29 protein-coding genes and 1 pseudogene are annotated in these 24440 nt (G+C 61.1%); 14 read left to right on the top strand and 16 right to left on the bottom strand.

Annotated elements, in window-relative coordinates; all coding sequences use genetic code 11:
• Positions 1 to 2 precede the first annotated feature (2 nt).
• Positions 3 to 542: a peptide deformylase gene (gene def / locus ACI512_RS28500; RefSeq protein WP_236379643.1), complete on the top strand. Its 540-nt coding sequence runs from the start codon at positions 3 to 5 to the stop codon at positions 540 to 542.
• Between the two features lie 75 nt (positions 543 to 617).
• On the opposite strand, the gene ACI512_RS28495 is transcribed toward def, so the two are convergent.
• From ACI512_RS28495 to gstA, 3 genes are all read right to left on the bottom strand, one after another.
• Positions 618 to 1436: a class I SAM-dependent methyltransferase gene (locus ACI512_RS28495; RefSeq protein WP_236379644.1), complete on the bottom strand. Its 819-nt coding sequence runs from the start codon at positions 1434 to 1436 to the stop codon at positions 618 to 620.
• A gap of 59 nt (positions 1437 to 1495) precedes the next feature.
• Positions 1496 to 1933, bottom strand: coding sequence for a GNAT family N-acetyltransferase (locus ACI512_RS28490; RefSeq protein ID WP_064053699.1), 438 nt, complete (start codon positions 1931 to 1933; stop codon positions 1496 to 1498).
• Between the two features lie 365 nt (positions 1934 to 2298).
• Positions 2299 to 2901 carry a glutathione transferase GstA gene (gene gstA / locus ACI512_RS28485; RefSeq protein ID WP_236379645.1) on the bottom strand — a complete coding sequence of 201 codons (603 nt, stop codon included), beginning with the start codon at positions 2899 to 2901 and terminating at the stop codon, positions 2299 to 2301.
• Positions 2902 to 2997: 96 nt separating this feature from the next.
• Here gstA and ACI512_RS28480 point away from each other — a divergent pair, with 96 nt between their 5' ends.
• The 3 genes and pseudogenes from ACI512_RS28480 (at position 2998) to ACI512_RS28470 (ending at position 5354) form a co-directional block, all read left to right on the top strand.
• The gene (locus ACI512_RS28480) at positions 2998 to 3867 is read left to right on the top strand and encodes a LysR family transcriptional regulator (protein ID WP_236379646.1); all 870 of its coding nucleotides are present in this window, start codon (positions 2998 to 3000) and stop codon (positions 3865 to 3867) included.
• Positions 3868 to 3989: 122 nt separating this feature from the next.
• Positions 3990 to 4811 (top strand): annotated as a pseudogene (locus ACI512_RS28475) (PAS domain-containing protein); the annotation flags it as partial.
• On the top strand, positions 4785 to 5354 hold the full coding sequence (locus tag ACI512_RS28470; RefSeq protein ID WP_405121918.1) for a methyl-accepting chemotaxis protein: 570 nt from the start codon (positions 4785 to 4787) through the stop codon (positions 5352 to 5354). The pseudogene ACI512_RS28475 and the gene ACI512_RS28470, both read left to right, overlap by 27 nt.
• Before the next feature lie 161 nt (positions 5355 to 5515).
• Here the strand turns inward: ACI512_RS28470 and ACI512_RS28465 are convergent, their stop codons facing one another.
• The 7 genes from ACI512_RS28465 to ACI512_RS28435 form a co-directional block, all read right to left on the bottom strand.
• A complete protein-coding gene (locus tag ACI512_RS28465; protein WP_015885532.1) occupies positions 5516 to 6037 on the bottom strand; it encodes a hypothetical protein in 522 nt (173 codons plus the stop codon).
• A gap of 133 nt (positions 6038 to 6170) precedes the next feature.
• Positions 6171 to 7580 (bottom strand): MFS transporter, encoded by a 1410-nt coding sequence (locus ACI512_RS28460; RefSeq protein WP_064053696.1) that lies wholly within the window; start codon positions 7578 to 7580, stop codon positions 6171 to 6173.
• Between the two features lie 8 nt (positions 7581 to 7588).
• On the bottom strand, positions 7589 to 8326 hold the full coding sequence (locus ACI512_RS28455) for an NAD(P)-dependent oxidoreductase (RefSeq protein ID WP_236383368.1): 738 nt from the start codon (positions 8324 to 8326) through the stop codon (positions 7589 to 7591).
• Positions 8327 to 8341: 15 nt separating this feature from the next.
• On the bottom strand, positions 8342 to 8974 hold the full coding sequence (locus ACI512_RS28450; protein WP_236383370.1) for a glutathione S-transferase family protein: 633 nt from the start codon (positions 8972 to 8974) through the stop codon (positions 8342 to 8344).
• A gap of 152 nt (positions 8975 to 9126) precedes the next feature.
• The gene (locus tag ACI512_RS28445) at positions 9127 to 9549 is read right to left on the bottom strand and encodes a hypothetical protein (RefSeq protein ID WP_236383372.1); all 423 of its coding nucleotides are present in this window, start codon (positions 9547 to 9549) and stop codon (positions 9127 to 9129) included.
• Between the two features lie 224 nt (positions 9550 to 9773).
• Complete coding sequence (locus ACI512_RS28440; protein WP_043205792.1) at positions 9774 to 10004, bottom strand: DUF6124 family protein; 231 nt, start codon at positions 10002 to 10004, stop codon at positions 9774 to 9776.
• Between the two features lie 314 nt (positions 10005 to 10318).
• Positions 10319 to 11350, bottom strand: a complete 1032-nt coding sequence (locus tag ACI512_RS28435; protein WP_162471082.1) for a LacI family DNA-binding transcriptional regulator — start codon at positions 11348 to 11350, stop codon at positions 10319 to 10321.
• A gap of 213 nt (positions 11351 to 11563) precedes the next feature.
• Between ACI512_RS28435 and ACI512_RS28430 the strand changes: the two genes are divergently transcribed.
• Together ACI512_RS28430 and ACI512_RS28425 are read left to right on the top strand one after the other, a co-directional pair.
• Complete coding sequence (locus ACI512_RS28430; RefSeq protein ID WP_015885525.1) at positions 11564 to 12097, top strand: gluconokinase; 534 nt, start codon at positions 11564 to 11566, stop codon at positions 12095 to 12097.
• An 84-nt stretch (positions 12098 to 12181) separates the two neighbouring features.
• Entirely contained in the window at positions 12182 to 13534 is a 1353-nt protein-coding gene (locus tag ACI512_RS28425) for a GntP family permease (protein ID WP_236383379.1), read from the top strand.
• Between the two features lie 159 nt (positions 13535 to 13693).
• On the opposite strand, the gene alaC is transcribed toward ACI512_RS28425, so the two are convergent.
• A complete protein-coding gene (alaC, locus tag ACI512_RS28420; RefSeq protein ID WP_015885523.1) occupies positions 13694 to 14905 on the bottom strand; it encodes an alanine transaminase in 1212 nt (403 codons plus the stop codon).
• Between the two features lie 196 nt (positions 14906 to 15101).
• On the opposite strand from alaC, the gene ACI512_RS28415 reads away from it, so the two are divergent.
• The gene (locus tag ACI512_RS28415; protein ID WP_231808793.1) at positions 15102 to 15584 is read left to right on the top strand and encodes a GyrI-like domain-containing protein; all 483 of its coding nucleotides are present in this window, start codon (positions 15102 to 15104) and stop codon (positions 15582 to 15584) included.
• Between the two features lie 43 nt (positions 15585 to 15627).
• On the opposite strand, the gene ACI512_RS28410 is transcribed toward ACI512_RS28415, so the two are convergent.
• Positions 15628 to 16233 carry a pyridoxamine 5'-phosphate oxidase family protein gene (locus ACI512_RS28410; protein WP_405121445.1) on the bottom strand — a complete coding sequence of 202 codons (606 nt, stop codon included), beginning with the start codon at positions 16231 to 16233 and terminating at the stop codon, positions 15628 to 15630.
• 20 nt (positions 16234 to 16253) lie between these two features.
• Positions 16254 to 16742, bottom strand: coding sequence for an N-acetyltransferase (locus ACI512_RS28405; protein ID WP_231808795.1), 489 nt, complete (start codon positions 16740 to 16742; stop codon positions 16254 to 16256).
• A 147-nt stretch (positions 16743 to 16889) separates the two neighbouring features.
• Between ACI512_RS28405 and ACI512_RS28400 the strand changes: the two genes are divergently transcribed.
• The 4 genes from ACI512_RS28400 to ACI512_RS28385 are packed head-to-tail and all read left to right on the top strand — an operon-like array spanning position 16890 to position 19428.
• Positions 16890 to 17309 (top strand): nuclear transport factor 2 family protein, encoded by a 420-nt coding sequence (locus tag ACI512_RS28400; RefSeq protein WP_236380029.1) that lies wholly within the window; start codon positions 16890 to 16892, stop codon positions 17307 to 17309.
• A gap of 42 nt (positions 17310 to 17351) precedes the next feature.
• A complete protein-coding gene (locus tag ACI512_RS28395) occupies positions 17352 to 17696 on the top strand; it encodes a YciI family protein (protein ID WP_231808796.1) in 345 nt (114 codons plus the stop codon).
• 32 nt (positions 17697 to 17728) lie between these two features.
• Positions 17729 to 18208 (top strand): SRPBCC family protein, encoded by a 480-nt coding sequence (locus tag ACI512_RS28390; RefSeq protein WP_046036465.1) that lies wholly within the window; start codon positions 17729 to 17731, stop codon positions 18206 to 18208.
• Positions 18205 to 19428 carry an RNA polymerase sigma factor gene (locus ACI512_RS28385; RefSeq protein WP_236380027.1) on the top strand — a complete coding sequence of 408 codons (1224 nt, stop codon included), beginning with the start codon at positions 18205 to 18207 and terminating at the stop codon, positions 19426 to 19428. The genes ACI512_RS28390 and ACI512_RS28385 overlap by 4 nt, the downstream gene beginning before the upstream one ends.
• Before the next feature lie 36 nt (positions 19429 to 19464).
• Here the strand turns inward: ACI512_RS28385 and ACI512_RS28380 are convergent, their stop codons facing one another.
• Positions 19465 to 20319, bottom strand: coding sequence for a LysR family transcriptional regulator (locus tag ACI512_RS28380; protein ID WP_015885515.1), 855 nt, complete (start codon positions 20317 to 20319; stop codon positions 19465 to 19467).
• An 89-nt stretch (positions 20320 to 20408) separates the two neighbouring features.
• On the opposite strand from ACI512_RS28380, the gene ACI512_RS28375 reads away from it, so the two are divergent.
• Positions 20409 to 20921: a multidrug/biocide efflux PACE transporter gene (locus ACI512_RS28375; RefSeq protein WP_043205787.1), complete on the top strand. Its 513-nt coding sequence runs from the start codon at positions 20409 to 20411 to the stop codon at positions 20919 to 20921.
• Here the strand turns inward: ACI512_RS28375 and ACI512_RS28370 are convergent.
• Positions 20820 to 21578, bottom strand: a complete 759-nt coding sequence (locus ACI512_RS28370; protein ID WP_236380026.1) for an SDR family NAD(P)-dependent oxidoreductase — start codon at positions 21576 to 21578, stop codon at positions 20820 to 20822. The genes ACI512_RS28375 and ACI512_RS28370 overlap by 102 nt on opposite strands.
• Before the next feature lie 106 nt (positions 21579 to 21684).
• On the opposite strand from ACI512_RS28370, the gene ACI512_RS28365 reads away from it, so the two are divergent.
• Positions 21685 to 22581, top strand: a complete 897-nt coding sequence (locus ACI512_RS28365; RefSeq protein WP_236380024.1) for a LysR family transcriptional regulator — start codon at positions 21685 to 21687, stop codon at positions 22579 to 22581.
• Here the strand turns inward: ACI512_RS28365 and ACI512_RS28360 are convergent.
• The gene (locus ACI512_RS28360) at positions 22578 to 23495 is read right to left on the bottom strand and encodes a LysR family transcriptional regulator (RefSeq protein ID WP_405121444.1); all 918 of its coding nucleotides are present in this window, start codon (positions 23493 to 23495) and stop codon (positions 22578 to 22580) included. The genes ACI512_RS28365 and ACI512_RS28360 overlap by 4 nt on opposite strands.
• A 120-nt stretch (positions 23496 to 23615) precedes the next feature.
• Here ACI512_RS28360 and ACI512_RS28355 point away from each other — a divergent pair, with 120 nt between their 5' ends.
• On the top strand, positions 23616 to 24377 hold the full coding sequence (locus ACI512_RS28355; RefSeq protein WP_236380022.1) for a 5-oxoprolinase subunit PxpA: 762 nt from the start codon (positions 23616 to 23618) through the stop codon (positions 24375 to 24377).
• Positions 24378 to 24440 lie beyond the last annotated feature (63 nt).

Raw genomic sequence — 24440 nt, 5'->3', positions numbered from 1 at the left:
CGATGATTCGTGAAATCCTTAAAATGGGCGACGAACGCCTTCTGCGTATCGCGCCTCCGGTTCCGCCGGAAATGTTCGACAGCCCCGAACTGTGGCAATTGATTGATGACATGTTCCAGACCATGGAACACGTGGGCGGCGTCGGCCTGGCCGCGCCGCAGATCGGCGTAGACCTGCAATTGGTGATCTTCGGTTTCGAGGCCAGCGAACGCTACCCGGACGCGCCGCCGGTGCCGCAGACGATCCTGATCAACCCGCTGATCACGCCGCTGGTCCCGGTGCTTGAAGAGGGGTATGAAGGCTGCCTGTCCGTGCCCGGCATGCGGGGCGCGGTGAGCCGTTACCAGCAGATTCGCTATGAAGGGTTTGATCCGAAGGGCGAACCTATCGTGCGGTTTGCCGATGGTTTTCATGCGCGGTTGGTGCAGCATGAGTGCGATCACTTGATCGGCCGGTTATACCCGTCGCGGATCACTGACTTCAGCAAGTTCGGGTTTATCGAGGTGATGTTTCCAGACATGGATCCCACGGCCGACGCCTAGCGTTCAGGCCCAATGAGACCCAACGGTGGGAGCGAGCAAGCCCGCTCCCACTGTTGGAACGCCTTTCAAGTCGGGTTATTTGGCCGGCTTCACAAACCGCAACGTCATCCGATCCGACTCGCCAATCGCCACATACTTGGCCTTATCCTGCTCCCCCAATTTCAATGTCGGCGGCAACGTCCACACCCCGGCCGGATAGTCCTTGGTGTCTTTCGGGTTGGCGTTGATTTCGCTCTGTCCCGCCAGCTTGAACCCGGCATCCGTCGCCAGTTTCACCACCTGGGCCGTGGTCAGGTAACCGCTGTCTTTGATCGCGTCCAGATCGGCCCCCTCCTTGGCCCGATGATCCTCCACGCCCAGCACGCCACCCGGTTTCAGCACGGTGTAGAAGGCACTGAACGTCTTCGCTGCGGTATCGGCCGCGACCCAGTTATGCACATTACGGAATGTCAGCACGGCGTCTGCCGAAGCGGGTTTGCCGAACACCGGCGCCTTGGGGTCGAACTCGACCACCTCAGCCTTGCCGTACCGAACAGGGTCAGCCGCGAATTTCTTTTTCAGGTTCTCTTCCGAGGTGCGCGCATAGGCACTGCTGCTCGCGGCCTGCACCGCCGCGATGTAATGCCCGTGATCCTTGAGCAGTGGTGCCAGCACCTCGCTGTACCAGCCGCCACCGGGGGTGATCTCGATCACGGTTTGCTTGGCGCCCAGGCCAAAGAACGCCAGTGTCTGTCGCGGATGGCGATAACCGTCGCGGGCGCTGTTGGCCGGGTCGCGCCAACTGCCGGCGAGCACGCTCTGGTACTGCTGGGCGGTGAAGGTGGCGTCGGCTGCCTGGCTTGAAAACGGGGCGAGCAGGGCGGTGAGGGACAGAGCTGCGAGTGTGGTTTTCATGATCATCCTGTAAAGGGCCACTGTGCCGCCGAGGCTAGCATGGGCCCTGTACGCTCGGATCACACATTATCCGAGGTCGACCTCACCAAACGATCTAAGCCCATCGCGATCATCGGTTTGTTGCGTTTGTAGCGCACCAGCCGTTCGCTGAGAGACTGCGGCAACAGCGTGTCCTGACTGAACCCCATGCGCTGATACAACCCCTCCAAGTCCGGATGGCACAACAACCACACTGTACCTTCGACATCGGCCACCGCCGCCTCGATCACCCGCGCGGCCAGCCCCTGGCCGCGATAGGCCGGATCAACAAACACTCCGGTCAGCCACTGCCCGCCGACCACGGGTGTGAGGCACAGACCCGCGACAATCTCGCCATCGCGCGCCACCCACAAACGCCCGCCCTTGAGCGCCTTCATCGGCGAATTGTGGCTGCGGTAAAATTTATTCAGCAACGGCCAAAGCGGCTCTGCCAGCGGTTCGATGTGCAATGGGGGCATGGTGTTCAGGCAAGCGTTATCAAGGACCGGGGATTATAAGCGCCTTCTGTCTTGCAATAGGTGGTATACCCACTGCTACATCCCCCTGTCAGTGGAGCACGCATCATGGCCAAAGGTATGGATTCAAAGAAAGCCGCGAAGAAGAAACCGGCAAAGACCGCAGATGAAAAACGCGCCGACAAAAAAGCCAAGAAAACTGAGACAGGCCTGTTCGGTCACTGAGTGACACGCTTGGAAGCAAACCCTCTGCAAGATTTTCCAGCCTCTACCGTAAGCCCCGAATGGCCGCTTGAAACCCGTTCTCTGCAGCGAAGCCGATCAACTGTGGGAGCACGCCCGCTCCCACAGGTTGATTGCATTTCAGTTCATCGGCTTTCTGCTGCCAGGGCGGCAATCACGGCCGGCCGTGCGCCGATCCGCTGCTGAAACGCCGCCAGCGCCGGCCACTCGCCCAGATCAATAGCGTGAAACCCTGCCCAGCGCAGCACCACGAACAGGTAGGCGTCCGCTACCGAATATGCGGTGCCCAACAGATAATCCTGGCGTTCCAGCGTCTGCACCAGCACCGCGAAACGCTTGAAGAGGGTGGCCTGGAACAGGGCACGCACCTCGCCCTGGATGGCGTCGTTGAAGAACACCGCCAACCCGCCGTGCACTTCGGTCGCAATAAAATTCAGCCATTCCTGCAACCGCACGCGCTCCCAGCTGCCATTGGCGGGGGCCAGGCCGACGGTGGGTTTCAGGTCGGCCAAGTATTGCAGGATCGCGCTGGCTTCGGTCAGCACCTGGCCATTGTCCAGCTTCAGCGCGGCGACGTAGCCCTTGGGGTTGATCTGCAGGAAATCCTCGCCATCGGCGGTGGTTTTGGCCTGGTTATCAACCCGCACCAGGTCGAACGGCAACGCCAATTCGCGCAGGACGATATGCGGGGCGAGGGAACAGGCGTGGGGGGCGAAATACAGTTTCATCTGGGGCAGCTCCGTTGAGTTTGCGCCAGTCTCGTGGGCGTGGCACCTTGCGTAAAATTAAACCTTCAGACCCCTGCCATAAGGATCGCTACTGCCATGATGAACCTGATGCATTGGCGCCTGCTGGTGGCGGTGGCCGATCACGGCAGCATCACCGCCGCCGCCGAGCATGTGGGCATGACCCAATCCGCCGCCAGCCAGGCCATGGCCGGTATGGAGGCATCACTGGGTGCGCAGCTGTTTACCCGCGAGCCGCGCAAGACCTTGCCCACTGCCTTGGGCTTGAGTGTGGTCGAGCAGGCGCGGGTGATGCTCACAGCCTTGCAGGCGATTCGCTGCACCGTGGACGAAGCCAGGCCCATGCTGCGTGGGAGTATTCGCATTGCAAGTTTCCCCATGGTGCTGGTGGCCTATCTCACTCCGCTGTTACAACGCTTCGCGCAGCTTTACCCCGGTATAGAGGTCACCACCCTTGAAGTCACCGACAACGAAGTGAACACGTTGCTCGACGCAGGCCTGATCGACTTCGGCGTGGTGCTCAACCCCCATCCTGGGCGCAATGCCACGGTGTTGGGGCGGGACAATTGGCTGGCGGTGTTGCCGGTGCAGCACGCGCTGGCCCAACGCCCGGCGCATGCCACGGTGACGCTGGAGGAATTGCTGGCACAGCCCTTTGTACTGGCCACTGGTGGCTGCACCGCCAATGCGCGCAGCCTGGGCGCTGATGCCGGGCTGACGCTGAGTGATATTCGCGTTGAAGTGCGCGAGTGGAGCAGTGCCTTCAGCCTGGTTCGCGAAGGTGTCGGCGTGACCCTGGTGCCGGAAATGACCCTGCCAGCCCAACGCCAGGGCCTGCGTGTGATGCCACTGGCCGTGCCCGTGCACCGCGAGTTCTCCCTGGTCGCAGCGCAACACTGTCCGCCCTCTGCTGCTGCAGGCGCATTGTTAAAAATGCTGGCTGACTAGTGGCCTTGCATAGCGCCAAGCCGTGTCTATGCTCATCCAGAACCGTTGATGACGCTTGGCATATAAAGCGATTTGGATGGTTATTTCCCCATGAAGGTGTGCCAGCAATAGCCAACAAATGAATGGAATGCGCCTTCTGGGCGCCGGTAATCAAGGGTGATCTGACTATGTTCAACCGCCATCGCACATCCGACCTGCAACAAATCGAACGTTTCTCCTGCGCGCTCACTGAATCCAACGCCAAACTCGCCGCCATCAGCCGTTCCATGGCCATGATCGAGTTCGACCCCAGTGGCGTGATCCTCGACGCCAACGACAACTTCTGCAAAGCCATGGGCTACAGCGCCGAGGAGATTTGCGGCAAACATCACCGCCTTTTTTGCGACGAGGCCTACACCCAAACCGACGCCTACGCCAAGCTGTGGCGTGACCTGGCGCGGGGCGAGGCGCTCAGTGGCACCTTTATGCGCTTGAACAAACAGGGCCAGGAAGTCTGGCTCGAAGCCAGCTACATGCCGGTGCTGGACAAAGACAATCACGTGTTGAGCGTGATCAAAGTCGCGTCGGATATTTCCTCACGGGTTCACCATGAGCATGAAAACCAGAGCCTGATCGACGCCATCGGCCGCTCCATGGCGGTGATCGAATTTACGCCCCAGGGCCAGATCATCAACGCGAACGAAAACTTCCTGAAAACCGTGCAGTACTCCCTGGATGAGATCGTCGGCCAGCACCACAGCCTGTTCTGCCACCGCAGCGAAGTGGAGTCGCCCGCCTATAAGGCGTTCTGGGCGTCCCTCAACCGCGGCGAGTACCACTCGCACCGCTTCGAGCGCAAAAACAAATACGGCAAGACGCTGTTCCTGGAAGCCTCCTACAACCCGATCTTCGACACCAATGGCCGCTTGTACAAAGTGGTGAAGTTCGCCAGCGACATCACCGACCAAGTCACCACCCTGCGCAGCGCCGCTGACTCGGCTCACGCCACCTCGGTGCAAAACGATGCCTGCGCCCGTAAGGGGTCGGAAGTGGTGCAGCAAACTGTGCAGATCATCGAAGAAATCTCCCTCGACCTGAACCAGGCGGCCGTGAGTATCGACGCGGTCAGCAAGCAGTCGGACATCATCGGCGCCATTGTGCAGACCATCCGCAGCATTGCCGAGCAGACCAATATGCTGGCGCTCAACGCTGCCATTGAAGCGGCGCGGGCCGGTGAGCATGGGCGCGGGTTTGCAGTGGTGGCCGACGAAGTGCGCAGCCTTGCGGGGCGGACCAGCCAGGCGACGGTGGAAATTGTTGATGTGGTGCGCAAGAACCACGACCTGTCCCTGAGCGCCGTGTCGAGCATGCAATCGAGCTTGAGCCGCACAGGGCTGGGTGTAGAGTTGGCGAACGAAGCGGGGCAGGTGATCCTGGAGATTCAGCAAGGCTCACGGCATGTGGTGGAGGCGATCGGGCAGTTCAATTCCACGTTGCAGTTGCAGTAACCCCGAGCACGCTTTGCGTAGTGAGCGGGCTTGCCCCGCGCTGGGGGGCGAAGCCGCCCCAATAAAAACGCCGCATTCTGTCAGGCGGAATGCGGCGATTGGTTTTAGGGCGGCTTCGCCCCCCAGCGCGGGGCAAGCCCGCTCACTACAGGCTAAGGGGCTTAGATCGCGGCCAGGGTTTCTTTTACCGCCCGCGCCTGCGGGTCAGTGGTCTTCGCCGCTACCTGCTGCTCTTGCTGCTGCTTCAAGCGTTCCGCCACTTGCTTGGAAATAGCGTCCTGCTTTTCCTGCGACATGTTCTGCACATCCGCCTCGGTCAAACCCTGCTCCTTGAGCAACTGCTCACGAATGCGCTCGGCCGGGGATTTGCTCATGTAATCGGTGAACTCGGACCGCGCCGTGCTGGTGGTCGAACCGGTTTTCGGCACGTCTGTTGTCGCCGTGGAGGCGGTAACGGCCTCAGTGGTGGTCTGCAACTGCACGCGGGTCTTGGCGAAGGCTTCGTCGATACGGTCAGTCGCCTTGTCCAACTCCTTCTGCGCGGCCGGCACGGTCACGCTTTGCTGCGCAGCTTGCAAGGCACCGCTGTACAGCGCGCTGGCGGCGGCGTTGGCGGGGTCCATGTCGGGCCGTTTGATCTGTTGAAGGGTCGACACGGCTTGGGTGTTGTTGTTAACCAGCATGATCGGTCACCTGGGGAAATGTTCGGTGCCTCAGGAGGAGCAAGTAACGTGCCGGGGTCAAAGTCCCCGGTTTTATTGGGGAAGCTGTGGCCGCCGCGGCAAAGGTTGTCCTGCCGGCGGCCATTCATTGCCGTCAATGGGCGATATTTTCCAGCGCCAGGTTACGCGTGCGTGGCCCGAACCAACTGATGGTGATCATCACGATCAACATGCTGCTGGCAATAAACGCCAGTACGCCCGGCGTGCCCAGGTGTTCGAGGATAAAGCCGATCAACAGGCTGCTGAACACCGTCGACAAGCGGCTGAACGAGTAACAGAACCCGACCGCCCGTGCGCGGATGTTGGTCGGGAACAGTTCGCTCTGGTACGAGTGATAACTGAAGCTCAGCCAGGCATTGCAGAAGGTGATCATCACCCCGCAGATCACCAGCCCCACCGCCGTGGTTTGCAGGGCAAACAGGCTGCCGAAGATCACGGCGCCCAGGGCCGAGCCGACGATCTGCCATTTGTTTTCAAAGCGGTTGGCCACCTTCACGAATAACAACGGCCCCAGCGGGTAGGCGAGGGTAATGATGAAGGCGTAGAGCAAACTGTGGGTCACGCTGACGCCCTGGCCTGAGAGCAGCGCGGGCAGCCAATTGCCGAAGCCGAAGAACCCGATGGCCTGGAACACATGGAACACGATCAGCATCAACGCGCGGCGGCGGTACGGCGGTTGCCAGATGTCGGCAAAGCGGCCGCTGCCCTGCACGCTGACGGCTTGCGGTTCGGGCTCGTCCAGCGGTTTGCCGTGATCCTTTCGGCAGCGCGCTTCCAGGTTGTCCATGATCTTCCCGGCTTCGTCGAAGCGGCCTTTCTGTGCCAGCCAGCGCGGTGATTCCGGCAGGCGTTTGCGCAGTTGCCAGATAAACAACGCGAACACGGCGCTCGACAGCACCACCCAGCGCCAACCCGAGATGCCGAACGGCGCCTGCGGCACCAGCCACCACGACATCAGCGCCACCGCCGGCACCGACAGGAACTGGATAAAAAACGCAAAGGCAAACGCCGAACTGCGCATGCGCTTGGGCACCAGTTCCGAGAGGTAGGCGTCGATGGTGACCAGCTCGATGCCCAGGCCGATGCCCACCAGGAAGCGCATGCAGATGATGCCCAAGGCCGAGGTCTGGATGCCCATCAATACGGTGGCGACGGTGTACCAGATCAACGCAAAGGTAAAGATTGCCCGGCGCCCAAAACGGTCGGCGATGGGGCTGAGCAGGCTGGCGCCGAGGAACAGGCCCAGGAAGGTCGCAGAGGCGAAGGCCGCCTGGTCCGAGAAGCCGAACACGCCTTCGCTGCCGGTGTGGAAAATCCCGTCGCTGATCAGGCCGGGGCTTATGTAGGCGGTCTGGAACAGGTCATACAGCTCGAAAAAACCACCAATCGACAGCAGCGCCACCAAGCGCCAAACGGTAGCGACGGCGGGCAGACGGTCGATGCGCGCACTGATGTGGGCGGCGCGGAGGGGGTCGATGCCGTCGGTACTGGAGAGTGTGGGCATGGGGAAACTCAATAAGTGATCGGAATCTCGAATGTTTGAAACGCGTCATCCTGGGGATGGTAACCCAGCACCCGCGTGGTCTCGCTCAAATCCAAGCGCTTGAAGCGGTTATTGGAAATACCATGGGCAATCAAGTGCTTCACACCCTCGGCCTCCACCGAACGTTGCAGCAACTGCACCGCATCACGGGGGCTGAGCCACGCGCTGAGGTCGCGGGCGTTGTTCAGGTCGTGGGTTTCGGGGAACTCGAAGGCGCCGATGCGCAGGGCAATCGTCGACAGCGGGGTTTTCGCCGCGTAGTAGCCGCACAACGCCTCGCCGTAGCATTTGCTCACGCCGTACAGGTTAGCGGGCAGTACGGGCATGCCGGGTGTGATCTGGCGATCCACCGGGTAGCCTTCTATGGTTTGCGCGCTGCTGGCGAATACCAGGCGTTTTACCCCGGCGTTCACAGCGACTTCGAACAGGTAGGTCGTGGCGAGGATATTGTTGGGCAGCAACTCGTCGAACGAGGCGCTGGCATGGGGGATGCCCGACAGGTGCACGATCACGTCGATGCCGTCGAGCAGGGCAGCCAGGCTGGATTGATCGCTGAGGTCGGCGTGCACGAAGCGGTGTTCGCCCACGTTGAAATTTGGCGCGATGCGATCGGTGAGGGTGAAGCGGTAGCGGTCTTTCGAGGCTTCGAAAAACGTCTTGCCGATTCTGCCGCAGGCGCCTGTCAGCAGTACGTTGAGTCCTTTCACGGTGTCGTCCTTGGTTTAGTTGTGACCGTCGAGGGCAAAGGCCTTGAAGCCAGCGTGCTGACTGAGGCGTTGATAGTACGCCGCGATGGCGGGGTAGGGCGGGCGCTCCATGGGCGTCATCTGCCAGCGGTGTACCGAGAGGCCGATCAGGATATCGGCGAGGGTGAATTCGTCGCCGGCCACGTAGGCACCGGTCTTGGTCAGCTGGTGTTCCAGAATGCCCATCTTGTCGTTCCACCGCTGCACAGCGGCGGCAATCTGCGTCGCGTCCAGACCCTCCGGGTTGCCGCGTACCAAGGCTGTGAAGGCATCGCCCCAGGCGCGGTTGAGTTCGACGGCTTGCCAGTCTATCCATTGCTCGACCCGCGCGCGCGGTGCGGGTTCGGCGGGCAGCAGGTCATGCCGTTGGTAGAGGTTCACGAGGTAGCGGCAGATGGTGTTGGACTCCCACAGCACGCCGTGGTCGTCGATCAATACGGGGATCTGGGCGTTGGGGTTCAGGGCGAGGAATTCGGCGGACTGGGTGGGCTTGAAGCCAATGCCCCAGTCTTCGCGCTGGTAGTCGATGCCCAGTTCCTGGCAGGTCCAGAGTACTTTGCGCACGTTGATGGAGGACGTGCGAACCAAGATTTTCAGTGAGTGGCCCATGTTGCTTCCCTGGCGGTGGAAATGTGCAGTGGCCAATGTAGCAGGGAGCACGTATAAGAGCGAGTTGCGCGGAAACTGTGCCTATGAAAGAAACCGGCTCAGAGTGTTATAGAGAGCCGGTTGGCTGAGAAGTCTCAATGTATGAGAGGTTGTTATAGTTCATCAAAATATTGAATGTTGGCCTTACCTTTAACTTCGTGCTCCTGTCCTTTTATTTTTATAAAAAAACTGAATTCCAGCGTTACATGCTGTTGGTTAGGAATATAGGTTGATTTAACCTTCCCACTTAACGCCTGGTAGCTTGTAGTGTCGATATCGTAAGAACCCGAAGGAACGTCATCACTTACGATCTTACCCTCGAAAGAGCCGGGCCCATCGCCGATATACACAGTGACTCGAATTCTTTCGTTTGAGTGAATATGAGTGCCGGTTAAACGAAGTATGCCCTGTCCCTTGGTCATAATTACATCGTTAGTAAAAAAAGCTCCGATCGGAGACGCTTCAATATCAAAGTGCCCTTTAGCCTTTTTAGTTTTGATGTTGATGTCGGGTGTGTGTGGGATGCCAGCGGTCATGATTGCTTTCCTCCGGTTTAAATAAATGTTTAGTCCTGAGCATATTGGGAGTCAGGAAGCTTATTAGTCCGTATTATCGGTATCACGTCTACTGTCAGAAATCACAGTGTTTTATTGTATTTGACTGGGCTAACGTACTGAGCTTTTATAGTGGGCTTTCTGACGCAATAACTTGGACTTTGTCCTGCAGGGGCAATCAATTGTTAAACTCACGCAGCCTTCCTTCAGCAGCTTGGTGTGTGCTGGTCCACGGCTTTTCCTAGCAGCAAGATGCTCAGTTCACTCAGTTGGTAAATCGCCAGGGCCACATCGCGGTGCTTGCCGCTGAGGTCATCGGAGAGGTCGAGCAGCAAGGTGCTGACGGAACATACGGCTTCGTAGCTGTTGATCAGCAGGGTTTCTGTGGAGGTGTCAGGGATGACAGTGAAGAGCGTGTGCGTGGGGATGCTGTGCATGAGTGAAGTACCTGATATGGGCTGATACCTCATCGCTACTAAACGAGGGTGGCAGCTGTACGCAGGTTAGTAGACCGGTATCCCACACAAACCCGGCGCACCCGAAGGCGCCCTGCGCACAGCCACCATCAAGCATCGATAGGCTCATGCATCTTGTGTGAGGAAGCGGGCTACTAAACCCGATCACCGAGAAATTCAGCGACCAGACAACCTTAGAGACCCCCACCCAGGCGCACAAGCCGGCGGATTCTGACGTAAGCGTAGGCAACCGGGCAAGGCGCTTACCGCAATGTCAGCTGCGTCCTACAGGCGTCCTACGTACTCTCCCGCACCTGCAACTCAAACCCCATGTCCACCACCGGTTTGGCGATCTTGTTGCCCGCCATGATCGTCAATAAATGCTCCGCCGCCCGCCGGCCAATCGCTTCACGTGGGGTGCTGATGCTGCTCAGGCGCGGCACCATGAACGACGACGCCGGCAAGTCGTTGAAGCCCAGCACCGCCACACGCTCCGGCACCTTGATGCCATGGCGCAGGGCTTCCAGCAGCGCGCCCTGGGCCAGGTCGTCGTTGCCGAAGAAGATCGCGTCCACGTCCGGATGCGCCGCCAGCAACTGTAAAAACAACTCGCCGCCCAGGCCCACGGAGGAGGGGCGCGGCGTCAGCAACTCCAGCGCCGGGTCGTACAGGCCGGCCTGTTGCAGCGCTCGGCGAAAACCTTCGCCACGCAGCAAGGTGCGTTGGTCCAACTGTGCACCGATGTACGCCAGGCGCTTGCGCCCGCGGGAGATCAAATGCGCTGCCGCCGTCTCGCCCGCCGCCAGCTGCGAGAACCCCACGCAGTTCACGCCGGCGTTCGGGTCCAGGTCCATCATGTACACGCACGGCACATTGCTGGCCTCAACCATCCGTCGGGCGCTTTCGGTGCGATCAAACCCGGTCAGCAACAAACCGCGTGGCTGGTAGGCCATGTAGTTGCGCAGCAGGTTTTCTTCTTCATCGCGCGAATAGTGGGAGTTGCCGATCAGCACTTCAAAGCCCTTGGGCCGCAGCACCTGGTGGATTGCTTCGAGGGTTTCGATAAACAGCAGGTTGGACAGCGACGGCACCAGCACCACCACCGAATGGCTCTGGGCCGAGGCCAGGGCGCGGGCGGCGGGGTTGACCACGTAGTTCAGTTCGGCTGCGGCGTGTTGCACTTTTTCCACCAGTTCGGTGGCGACGGTGCTGATGCCGCGTAGGGCACGGGAGGCGGTAATCGGGCTGACGCCGGCCAGGCGGGCGACTTCGTTAAGGGTCGGGCGACCGGTAGTGCGCATTTTTTTATCGTTCTTAGAGGTCATCAGGCGGCTTGCCAAACAAAAATCGAGGCACTAAGGTAGCGCTGTCTCCAAAGGGCTGCAAATTCTTGAACAAAGGGTTGCCTGATCCTGTTCAACGCGTTGGAGCGGATGCACGCGTCACTCCATAAAAAAAGACAAGACGGCGCGGGAAAAGCCTGTTTTTGCACTAGCCTTACAGCGTGCAAAGGTAGCGCTATCTGCGTCCTGAGGTGTTCCATGAGTCAACCTGTTACCGCCCTGGTCATCATGGGTGTTTCCGGCTGTGGCAAGTCCAGCGTCAGCGAGGCCCTGTGCCGCCTGAACGGTGCAACCGCCATCGAAGGCGACAGCTTTCACCCCGCCGCCAACATCGAAAAGATGAGCGCCGGCCACCCCCTCAACGACGACGACCGCGCCGGCTGGCTCGACATCCTGTGCGATGAACTGCGCCGTTCGCTGAAAGCGGGCGAGCATCCCGTACTCACCTGTTCAGCGCTTAAAAAGAAATACCGCGACCACCTGCGCGAAGCCGCGCCGGGCCTGGGGTTCGTCTTCCTGGAACTGACCCGCGCCGTGGCCGCTGACCGCGTGTCCCATCGCCCCGGCCATTTCATGCCGGCAAGCCTGATCGACAGCCAGTTCGCCACCCTTGAGTCGCCCAAAGGCGAGCCGCTGACCCTGGCCCTCAACGCCAGCGAAGACAGCGTCGAGGAATTGGCCGAGCAGACCAATGCCTGGTGGCTGAAACACGGTTTTGAACCATCCAAATAATTTTTTGCCGGAAAAGATAGCGCTATCCCCGGCAGGAAATTCAACACCCGCTTTAATAACAACAACAAACAGGAGAGACCCCCCATGTTTGGCATGTCCCACGAGTCGTACCTGCTGTTAGATGCAGTCGTCACCATCATCGGGCTGATCGTGTTGATCACCCGGTTCAAGGTTCACCCCTTTATTGCGTTGATCATCGCCGCAGGTTTCCTCGGCCTGACCTCGGGCATGCCCGTGGACAAGATCATCAAGGCCTTCCAGGACGGCTTCGGCGGGGTGCTTGGCTTTGTCGGCATCATCCTCGCGCTGGGCACGATGCTCGGCAAGATGATGGCTGAGTCCGGCGGCGCCGATCAGATCGCCCAGACCCTGATCCGCGCCTTTGGCAAGGACAAGGTCCAGTGGGCCATGATGTTCGCCGCGTTCCTGGTGGGCATCCCGCTGTTCTTCGAGATCGGCTTTGTGCTGCTGATCCCGCTGGTGTTCATCGTCGCGCGCCGTACCGGTGTGTCGCTGATCAAGATCGGCATCCCGCTGCTGGCCGGCCTGTCGGCGGTACACGGCCTGGTGCCACCGCACCCCGGCCCGCTGCTGGCCATCGGCGTGTTTGGCGCGGACATCGGCAAGACCATCCTGTACGGCCTGATCGTCGCCTTGCCGACCGCCATCATTGCCGGCCCGATCTTCGGTACGTTCATCGCCAAGTACATCCCGGGCAACCCGTCCCAGGAACTGGTCGACCAACTGGCCCGCGAGACCGATAACAAGTCGTTGCCGAGCTTCGGCATCACCTTGGTCACCGTGCTGCTGCCGGTGTTCCTGATGCTGCTGAAAACCTTCGCCGACATCGCGTTTGCCGAAGGCAACGTGGTGCGCAACTGGATGGACATGATCGGTCACCCGATCACCGCGCTGCTGCTGGCGTTGCTGCTGTCGCTGTACACCTTTGGCCATCGCCAGGGCATCCATTCCAAGCAGATCCTCAAGCTGCTCGACGGCAGCCTGGCGCCGACCGCCGCGATCATCCTGATCATCGGTGCCGGTGGTGGCTTCAAGCAGATGCTGGTGACCAGCGGCGTGGGTGACGTGATCGGCCACATGGCGGTGAACGCACAGATCAACCCGATCCTGCTGGCGTGGCTGGTGGCGGCGGTGATTCGTGTGGCAACCGGTTCGGCCACCGTGGCAACCATTACCGGCGCGGGCATCGTGGTGCCGGTGGTGGGGATGATTCCAGGCGTTAACCGTGAACTGCTGGTGTTGGCAACGGGGGCGGGGTCGTTGATTCTGTCTCACGTCAACGATGCGGGGTTCTGGCTGGTGAAGCAGTATTTCAACATGACCGTGGCTGAGACGTTCAAGACGTGGACGGCGATGGAGACCATTCTGTCGGTCGTGGCGTTGATCTTCATCATGTTGCTGTCGTTGGTGGTCTGACAGACACCCGATGAAGCAGGGCTGAAAACCCAATTAAAACTGTGGGAGGGGGCTTGCTCCCGATGGCAGTGGATCAGTCAGCTTATTTGTAGCTGACCCACGGCTATCGGGGGCAAGCCCCCTCCCACATGTTGAGCACATTTCTTCAAGTGGATCGGGTCAGGCTTTCTGGGCCAACCCATCCGCCCTGAACATCCCCCGGATCCCCCGCACCGCCTGGCGAATGCGGTCCTGGTTCTCGATCAGCGCAAAGCGCACATGGTCATCGCCATACTCGCCAAAGCCAATCCCCGGCGATACACACACCTTCGCGTCCAGCAGCAATTTCTTGGCAAACTCCAGCGACCCCATGGCGGCATACTGCTCGGGAATCTTCGCCCAGACGTACATCGACGCCTTCGGATTCTCCACCATCCAGCCCAGCTCATGCAGGCCCTTGACCAGCACATTGCGGCGCTGGCGGTACTGCTCGGCGATGTCTTTCACGCACTGTTGGTCGCCTTCCAGCGCCGCAATCGCCGCCACCTGCAGCGGGGTGAAGGTACCGTAGTCGTGGTAACTCTTGATCCGCGCCAGGGCGTTGACCAGTTCCGGGTTACCGACCATGAAGCCTATGCGCCAGCCGGCCATGTTGTAGCTCTTGGACAGGGTGAAAAACTCCACCGCAATGTCCTTGGCGCCCGGCACCTGCATGATCGACGGGGCTTTCCAGCCGTCGTAGACGATGTCGGCGTAGGCCAGGTCATGCACCACCAGCACGTCGTACTGCTTGGCCAGCGCAATCACGCGCTCGAAGAAGTCCAGCTCCACGCACTGCGCGGTGGGGTTGGACGGGAAGCCGAGGATCATCATCTTTGGCTTGGGGATCGAGCCGCGAATCGCCCGCTCCAGCTCGTCGAAGAAGTCCACGCCGGGCACCAGCGGCACCGACCGCACCTGGGCGCCGGCAATCACGGCACCGTAGATATGAATCGGGTAGCTCGGGTTCGGCACCAACACCGTGTCGCCCTGGTCCAGGGTGGCCAGCATCAAGTGCGCCAGGCCTTCCTTGGAACCGATGGTGACGATGGCCTCGGTTTCGGGGTCGATGTCCACTTCATAACGGTCTTTGTACCAGCGCGAAATCGCCCGGCGCAGGCGCGGAATGCCTTTGGAAGTGGAGTAGCCGTGCGTGTCTTCACGCTGGGCGACGGTGACCATTTTCTCCACGATATGCGGGGGAGTGGCGCCGTCCGGGTTACCCATGCTCAAGTCGATGATGTCTTCGCCGCGCCGACGCGCAGCCATCTTCAGCTCGGCAGTGATATTAAAAACGTAAGGGGGGAGTCGATCTATGCGCGCAAAGCGGCGCGGCGAACCTTGGTCTGCCATTGTTGCCTCAAGAGTACGTAAGCGCCCGGAACCGTCCGAGCGACGTCGGCCACTGCGGTGGCCTGCGGGGCAGACAATACGGTCGATGATGGCCAGTTGTCCAGATGCGTAGGAAAATTTTCTGCATGGAGTCCAGCGCGGATATGCCCCTATACTCGATACGGGTTTGTTCCCTCATAAGAAGGAGACTGTTCGTATGGATCAGCAGACAAAACAACCGTTAGAGCCACGCATGGAAGCCGGTAAAGCCCTGGTGATCGCCGGGGTGCAAGGGCGTTACTCAAAGGCCACCGTGGGGGATATCCCCAAGCTGTGGGAATTGTTCGATACCTGCATCAAGGACATCAAGAAACGGGTTGGCGGTGTGGCGTATGGTGTTTGCCACAACCCCAAGCATGGCGAATTCGACTACATGGCCGGTGTCGAGGTCCCGACCAAGGGCGACGTACCGAGCAACTTCGAGTCCATCGAGATTCCGCCGCTCAACTATGCCGTGTTCCCGCATTACGGGCCGGTGCAGGCACTGGAACAAACGTACGAGCGCATCATGTTCGAATGGCTGCCGCATTCGGGCTACAAGGTGATGGGCGCGGATTTCGAGCGCTACAGTGCCGATTTTGACGGGCGCAAAGGCACCGGGACGGTGGAAATCTGGTTGCCGGTAGGCGAAAGAGGCTGACTGCGACCCTTGTGGGAGCCGGCACGCCGGCTCCTACGGGACATCAATACAACGTACTTCTGACCCGCTCCGGCATCTCTCGGTCATACGCCTCGGCATCAAACTGCCCATCATTGAGCCGCTTGTGAAACGTCCCCGCTGACGGCAACGCCGAGCGGTCCAAGTGTTTCTCCGGGTTCCAGCAGTCCGAGCGCACAAACGCCTTGGAGCAGTGGAAATACGCGGCCTCTACCTGCACCAGAATCACCGACCGCGCCGGCTTGCCATTCACCGCAAAACTCTCCAGCAGTTCAGGCTCGATGGAAATCTGCGCCCGGCCGTTCACCCGCAAGGTTTCGCCAACCCCTGGAATGATGAACAGCAACGCAATCCGCGGGTTCTGCACCAGGTTGCGCAAGGTATCCACGCGATTGTTCCCCGGCCGGTCCGGAATCGCCAAGGTGCGCTCATCCACAATCCGCACAAACCCAGGCACATCGCCGCGCGGCGAACCGTCGATGCCTTCCGGCCCGGACGAACTCACCACCACCAACGGCGACGCCCGCACCATGGCCTGGTAGTCCTCGTTGAGAAACGGGATTTCCTTGCGCACGGCGCGCTCGTGGGGGAGGCCGTAGAGGGTTTCGAGTTGTTCGAGGGTTGTCAGCATGCTTAGCTCCTCCTTACCGTTCAAAATACTAACGCCAGCCGGCGCTCATGCCCAATCCGCCCCTTATACGCCTCCCCGCTGTCGACCCACCCAGTCCTGAGATACAACCCCATCGCCGCCACATTGTCCGCGTCCACCGACAATTCCAGGCCCTTGATCTGCGGCCATGCCTTTAATGCCGCCGCCGGCAGCGCCTGCAAGCAGGCCCTACCGAACCCGCGCCCTTGTTGATGCCGATCCACCTGCAACGCATGCAAGGTCGCGCTGTGCTCATCCGCCCAATGGGGCAGGCACGGTGGGCGTTTGAGCAGCAGGAAGGCCACGGGCAGGTCGTCGGCGAGCAGGGCGAAGCCTTTGATGGCGTTGGGGTTGGGGTTGACCAGCAGGCTGTTCAGCGCGCAGTAGATATCGCCGGAGTACGCCAGTTGCTCGGGATGCACTTGCAGGGTGTCGAGGTGCTGTTTCTGCACAAGGCTCAGCGTCTCATAGGGGACGAGGCGGGTTTCCATCAGTGGCGCATCCGAAATCCTACAAAGAGGCCTGGATTCTAGCGGGTTTGCCGGGGGCGAAATTATTTTTCAGTGGGTTGTCGATTTGCCGCTGGCTTGTTCGATTAAGGGGGTATTCCGCGCTTTTCCTCCCGAAGGAGTATCACCATGAGCACCGCCATCAACACCTTGATCGAACAATGGAAACACCCCGTCACCGCCAAGGATGTCGAGAAGATTGTCAGCTTCTACGCCGACGATATCGTCGCGTTCGACGCCGTCAGCGCCCTGCAATTCAAGGGCAAGGCCGCTTACCAGGCGCACTGGCAGGCCTGCATGGAGTTTTGCCCCGGCCCCGGCGTGTTTGACTTTCATGAGCTGCATATCGTCGCCGCCGACGACAGCGCCTTTGCCCACTGGCTCGCCCACTGTGGTGGCACCGGGCCGGATGGCGTGCTTAAAACCTGCTGGATGCGCGTGACCGCCGGTTACCAGCGCATCAATGGCCAATGGAAAGTGGTGCATGAGCACTGGTCTGCGCCTTTCGACATGGAAACCGGCACCGGTCTGTTCGACCTGAAACCTTGACCATCGCGATCTATAGTCAGTAGTCCGAAAACGGAGAACGTCATGAAATACCTGTGCCTGGTCTACAGCGACGAAGCGTTGCTGCACAGCCTGCCCGACAGCCCCAAGGACCCGGAATGCCATGCTTATGCAGAGTCCGTTCACGGCAGTGGGCGCATGCTGGCCGCCGAAGCGCTGGAGTCGGTCACCACCGCCACCACCGTGCGCATGCGCCATGGCAAGGTGTCGATCACCGACGGGCCGTTTGCCGAGACCAAGGAGCAGCTCGCCGGCTTCTACCTGATCGAGGCGCGGGACCTGAACGAAGCGATCCAGGTGGCCGGCGGCATTCCGGCCGCCCGGGTCGGCAGTGTGGAAGTGCGCCCCGTGCGCGAATTGAATCTCTGAACAACAACCATAAGACTCAAGAGGTTTACCCCATGTCTACGCAACCTGCCGAGTTTGAATTGTCCATCAGCCGCGTGATCGATGCACCGCGCAGCCGCGTGTTCCGTGCCTGGACCGAGCCCACCTTGCTCCAGCAATGGTGGGGCCCCCACGGCATGACCACCCCCGAGTGCGAAATGAACCTGTGGGTCGGAGGCCTGTTTCGCACCCTGATGCGTGCGCCCGACGGTGCGGAATACCCGACCCAGGGCGTGTTCCTGGAGATCGTCGCGCCACGGCGGTTGGTGTTTACCGACGCCTTTACGCCGGGCTGGATTCCGTCGGGCAAGCCGTTCATGACCGCCGAAGTGACCCTGCAGGAGGTCGAGGGCAACAAGACCCTCTACACCGCCCGCGCCATGCATTGGCGTGCCGAAGACAAACAGGCCCACGAAGCCATGGGCTTTCACGATGGCTGGGGTCAGAGTCTCGACCGCCTGGTAACCCTGGTCACCCAAGGCATGCGCGATTGACCCTTTCGGTCGAGGCGATCTACCGCAGCGAATCAAGGCGAGTGCTCGCGACGCTGATTCGCGTGCTCGGCGACTTCGACCTGGCCGAAGAAGCCCTGCACGAAGCGTTTTTCGTCGCGGTGCAACGTTGGCCGCTGGACGGTGTGCCGGACAACCCACGCGCGTGGCTGGTCTCGACCGGGCGCTTCAAGGCCATCGACCGTCTGCGCCGCCAGGCGCGTTTTACCCCGTTGCTGCAGGCGCAGGCCGATGCGCTGGAGGCGGCTGACTGGAGTGATGAAGACGTGGAAGACGACCGCCTGCGCCTGATCTTCACCTGCTGCCATCCGGCGCTGGCGGCCGACGCCCAGGCGGCGCTGACCTTGCGCGAGATCTGCGACCTCACCACCGAGGAAATCGCCCGGGCGTTTCTGGCCACGCCGGCCACCATCGCCCAACGTATCGTGCGGGCGAAGGGCAAGATCCGCGAGGCCGCCATTCCGTATCAGGTGCCGTCCCTGGCGGAGCTGCCCGAGCGTCTCGACAGCGTGTTGCGCGTGATTTACCTGGTGTTCAACGAGGGCTATTCGGCCTCCATGGGCGCTGACCTGACCCGTGAAGCGTTGACGCGCGAAGCTATCCGCCTGGGGCGTCTGTTGATGGCGTTGCTGCCCGAGCCGGAAGTCATGGGGCTGCTGGCGCTGATGCTGTTGCACGAGTCCCGACGCTCGGCGCGCACCTCGGCGAGTGGCGAATTGGTGCTGCTGGATGAACAGGACCGCTCGCTGTGGGATGCGTCCCTGATCGCCGAAGGCTGTGCGTTGGCGGAGCAGGCGCTGAGCGCCCGGCGCTTTGGCCCGTATGGGCTGCAGGCGGCCATCGCGGCGGTGCATGCCGAAGCCACGCGTGCAGATCAGACGGACTGGCGGCAAATCGTCGGGCTCTACGATGTGCTGCTCAGGACAATGCCGTCACCGGTGATCGAACTGAACCGCGCCGTAGCGGTGGCCATGCGCGATGGCCCGCTGGCGGGGTTGCAGCAGGTAGAGCAGATTCTGGCGCGCGGCGAGTTGCAGGATTACCACCTGGCGCATTCGGCGCGGGGCGAGTTCTGTCGGCAACTGGGGCGTGTCGAAGCGGCGCGCACGGCCTACGAAAAAGCCCTGTCACTGACCCAGCAAACCCCGGAAAAACGCTTCCTCGAACAACGCCTGGCCGAACTCCAATCCCCCAGACAATGAAGCCCGCTCCCACACTGTCTTCATTGTTCAGAGGGCTCACTCCAGCATCGTGGCCAACAACCAACTCCCTGCCGGCCCCGGTGCATGCTGGCGCGACCACAACGCATCCACCGTGACCGAGCGCGGCCAGCCGCGCACCTTGAGTTCCTGCAGGCTGGCGTTGCCAAAACGCTCCACCAGCCAGCGGGGCAGGGGCGCCCAGCCGAAACCCAGCTGGGCCATCTCCATCAACATCAGGTAACTGGCGGCGGACCAGACCCGGCCAGCGGCGCGGTTGTCGTAAGGTTTGACGATGCTCGCCAAGCGCAATTCGCGATGGTGTTTCAAGGTCTGGTGGTCGACGCTGTCGAGGCTGGCCAAGGCATGTTGCGGCGACACGAACAACGCGATCTCGGTGCGCTCCTGCACCGGCGAGCGCGTCAGGTCAGGCGGGTAGACGTCCTGCTGTTCGATAAACGCAATTTGCGCCCGGCCGCTTTGCACCAGGTCGATCAGGTCGTCGCATTCGGCGATCAGCCATTCCAGTTCGAGGTCGGGGTAACGCTCGGCGAACGCAATGATCGCGGTTTCAAAACGCTGCGATTGATAAGTGTCCGACATCGCAATCGTCAGCCTCGGCTCCAACCCCTGGGCTAACTGACTCGCCGCCAGTTCCAGGCGGCTGCTGGCTTCCAGCACCTGCTCGGCCCGTTCCAGCAGCACATGGCCGGCTGGCGTCAACGTCGGCTTGCGGCTGCTGCGATCAAACAGCACCACATCCAGGTCGATCTCCAAGCTTGCCACCGCCGCGCTGACGGTGGACTGGCTCTTGCCCAGCTTGCGCGCCGCGGCGGAAAACGACCCTTGGGTGGCCGCCTGGACAAACGCTTGCAGCACTTCGTTGGACGCCATGTCTATCGCCTTGGTCGATGGTTATTGGTTATGAAGTATCGAGTCAGGGCGTGATCATGGCAACCCTCGTCATTCATGGAGCGCAGGTTATGAGCCCTACCAAGTCGATTACTGAACGTGTTTGCCAAGCCCTGGGCTTTGAAGGCTTGGCGTTGTTGATTTGTACACCGCTGCTGGTGTGGATCACCGGCAGGCCGGCCCTGGAAATGGGCGCGGTGACCTTGGGGCTGAGCCTGCTGGCACTGACCTGGAACATCGTGTTCAACAGCCTGTTCGACCGCCTCAAGGTGCGCCTGCAACTCGCCGCGGGTGGCTGGACGCGGGTGCTGCATGCGCTGATGTTTGAAGGCGGGCTGATTATCGTGGCCGTGCCGCTGATCGCGGCGTGGCTGAATATCAGCCTGATGCAGGCGTTTATGCTCGACATCGGTGTCCTGCTGTTCTTCCTGCCGTACACCTATGTGTATCACTGGGGGTATGACGTGCTGCGCGACAAGCTCCTACAGAAACATACCGCCCGAGGCCTCGATCCGCTGGCCGGTGATCCAGTGGCTACCGTCGGCCAGCAGGCTGGCAATCGCTCCGCCGATATCGTCCGGTAAGCCGGCGCGGCCCAGTGCAGTGTTACTGGCGACCATTGCGTTGAGGTGGGCGTTATCGCGTACCGCGCCGCCGCCGAAGTCGGTTTCAATCGCGCCCGGGGCGAGGATATTGACGCTGATGCCACGCCCACCCAGTTCCTTGGCCTGGTAGCGGGTGAGCACCTCCATGGCGCCTTTCATGGCGGCGTAAGCGGCGTAGCCGGGCAGGCTGAAACGCGCCAGGCCGCTGGAGATATTGAGGATGCGGCCGCCGTCGCGGATCAGTGGCAACAGCTTCTGGGTGAGGAAAAACGGGCCCTTGAATTGAATCGCTACCAGTTGGTCGAACTGCGCTTCGGTGGTGTCGGCAAAGCTGGCGTGAATGCCGATACCGGCGTTGTTGATCAGAAAATCGAAGTGATCCTGTGCGAAAACATCCTTGAGTGCGCTGGCAACCTCGCCGACGAAATCGCCAAAGGTCGCGCTTTGGCTCACGTCGAGTTTCAGCATCACCGCGCGGCCGCCCCGTTGTTCGATCTGGGCGACCAACGCCTGCGCTTCATCGGCCTTGCTGTGGTAAGTGCCGATGATATCGACGCCTTGAGCTGCCAAGTGCAACGCGGTGTTTTTGCCCAGGCCGCGGCTGGCGCCGGTGATCAATGCGATTTTGCGGGTCATGGTGATGTCCTCTGTGATTGAGCGTTGGGAGCAGTTTATTTGTCCGGCCATATCGTGATAAACAGCGCTATACCGGAATCACTGGCCGGATAAGGCGAACAATCCCATGAACAAACTTGAGCTGCTGCGCACCTTCGTGCGCGTCACCGAACTGTCGAGTTTTACCCAGGCCGGCGAGAGCCTGGGCTTGCCGCGTTCAACCGTGTCCGAGCACGTGCAGGCGCTGGAGGAACTGCTCGGCGCGCGCCTGTTGCAGCGCACTACGCGCACGGTGCAGGCGACTCAGGACGGGCGTGTGCTGTATGAGCGCAGCAAGGATTTGCTGTCGCACATGGAGGAGCTGGAGGGGCTGTTTCGCCAGGATGAAGCGCAACTCAGCGGGCGTATTCGAGTGGACATGCCCAACATGATGGCGCGGGAATTGATCCTGCCGCGCCTGCCGCCATTCATGGATGCGCACCCGTTGATCGAGCTGGAAATCAGCACCACCGACCGCCAGGTCGACCTGCTCGCCGAGGGGTTTGATTGCGTGTTGCGGGTCGGCGCACAGCCGGACCAGACGGTGGTGGCACGGGGGTTGTGCAGCCTGCCGATGATCAACTGCGCGAGCGCGGCCTACCTGCAACGTCATGGCGTGCCCGAGACCCTGGCCGACCTGGCGCGGCATCAGTTGGTGCATTACGTGCGGCCACTGGGCGCGCGTTCGGCGGGGTTTGAATACATGCAGGGCAACAAGGTGCAGCGTATTGCCATGGCCGGGCGCGTGACGGTCAACAGCACCGATGCGTACAAAGCGGCGTGCCTGGGAGGCTTCGGGATTACTCAGGTGCCGGCCTTGGGCATCGGTGATTTATTGGCCAGCGGTGAACTGGTCGCAGTGCTGCCGGATTACCCCGCGCCAGCGCTGGATGTATCGCTGCTCTATGCGGGCCAACGGCACCTGCCGCAGCGCGTGCGGGTGTTCATGGATTGGCTGGCGGCAACGTTGCAATCCCAGCTCTAACGCCGCGCCGATAATTGCTGCGGGGCCAGGAACGCATCGTGGAAGTAATCGCGTACCGCCTGCATCGCCGGGGTGAATGTGCGCTCGCGGTGCCAGGCCAGGCCCACGCTCATCGGCGTGACTGGGTCAGTCACCGTCAGGGTTTCGATGCGCTTGCCTTCCAATGACCAGGGCCGATGCACCAGGTCCGACAGGATCGCCACGCCGCTGCCGTTGGCGACCATGCTGCGCACCGCCTCCACCGAGCTGGTACGCAGCCGCACCTGGGGCGTTTGCCCGGCCTGTTCCCAGTAGCGCATGGCGCTGTGTTCGGCCTCGTCGACGGTGAGCAGGATGTAGGGTTCGCGGGCCACATCGGCCAGGCTCACGGCGCCACGTTCGCACAAGGGATGATGGCTGGGCAGCCACAGGCGGCGTTCCGAATTGAACAGGATTTCCGAGACAATATCCGGGTGGGTGAGGTTGGCGGTGAGCACCACGGCCCTGTCGAACTGGCCGTCGAGCAAACCGTGCTCGATGGCCTGACGCTCCTGCTCGAAGACCTCAATGGTCACGTCCGGGTGCCAGTGTTCCATGCGCTGCAAGTGGTGCGGCAGGAAGTAGCCGAGTACCGTGTAACTGGCGGCCAGGCGCAGCACGCCGCTGGCGCGGTAGTCGGGCAGCGGGCTGTTCAGCGCGTCATCGACGCTGCGCAGAATCACATAGGCGCGGTTGAGAAAGTGCCGGCCGGCGTCGGTCAGGTTCATGCCTTGGGCCGAGCGCACGAACAACTGCACGCCGAGCATGGCTTCCAGTTCCTTGATTGCCGTAGTCACCGCCGACTGGGAGATGTTCAGGTGGATGGCCGCCTGGGAAATCTGGCCGATTTCGGCGGTGGCGACGAAGTAGCGGACTTGGCGCAGGGTCAGGGACATCGGCCTCTCCAAAACGTAGGGCTATCTGATTTTCAGAAGATGGGCCATCTGATAATAGATCTTCCCAAGGGGTCAAGCAGCAGCCTACTTTTCCAGCATCACTTAGGCGGAGCGACCTCGATGCAGGCAGTGGATTTCAATTCGGACATGGGCGAAGGCTTCGGCCCCTGGACCATCGGCGACGGTGTGGATGCGCAGCTGATGGCCTACATCAGCTCGGCCAATATCGCCACCGGCTTTCACGCCGGGGACCCCGGCACCATGCGTCGTACGGTCGAGCGGGCCAAGCAATTGGGCGTGGCCATCGGCGCGCATCCGGGCTTTCGGGACCTGGTCGGCTTTGGCCGTCGCCACATCAACGCGCCGGCCCAGGAATTGGTCGACGACATGCTCTACCAGCTCGGCGCCCTGCGTGAAATCGCACGGGCCCAGGGCATGACCCTGCAACACATCAAACCCCATGGCGCGCTGTATATGCACCTCGCCCGCGATGAAGAAGCGGCGCGGTTGCTGGTGCAGAACCTGCAAATCCTCGAGCCGACGCTGTTGCTCTACTGCATGCCCAATTCGGTGATCTGGCGGGTCGCCACCGAACTGGGGCAACCGGTGGTGCGCGAGTTTTATGCTGACCGTGAGTACGATCTCAGCGGCTCCATCGTGTTTACCCGCCAGGTCCGGGCGCTGGATCCGGCAACGGTCGCGGCGCGAGTCTTGCGTGCGTGTCAGACCGGCCTGGTGCGCACCGTAGAAGGCGAAGACGTGTTTATCGAATTCGATTCCATCTGCCTGCACAGCGACACGCCCGGCGCGCTTGAGTTGGTAGAAGCCACCCGCGAAGCCCTGGATCAAGCAGGAATCGTGGTAACGAATGGGTTTCTGTAGTGAGCGGGCTTGCCCCGCGCTGGGTGGCGAAGCCGCCCCTAAACCCGACGCCGCGTGTAGCCT

The organism is Pseudomonas petroselini, from assembly GCF_045037875.1.
GTDB classification, from domain to species: Bacteria; Pseudomonadota; Gammaproteobacteria; order Pseudomonadales; family Pseudomonadaceae; genus Aquipseudomonas; species Aquipseudomonas petroselini.
Note: the sequence above shows the minus strand (reverse complement) of the source record. Positions and strands in the feature narration are given on the sequence as shown.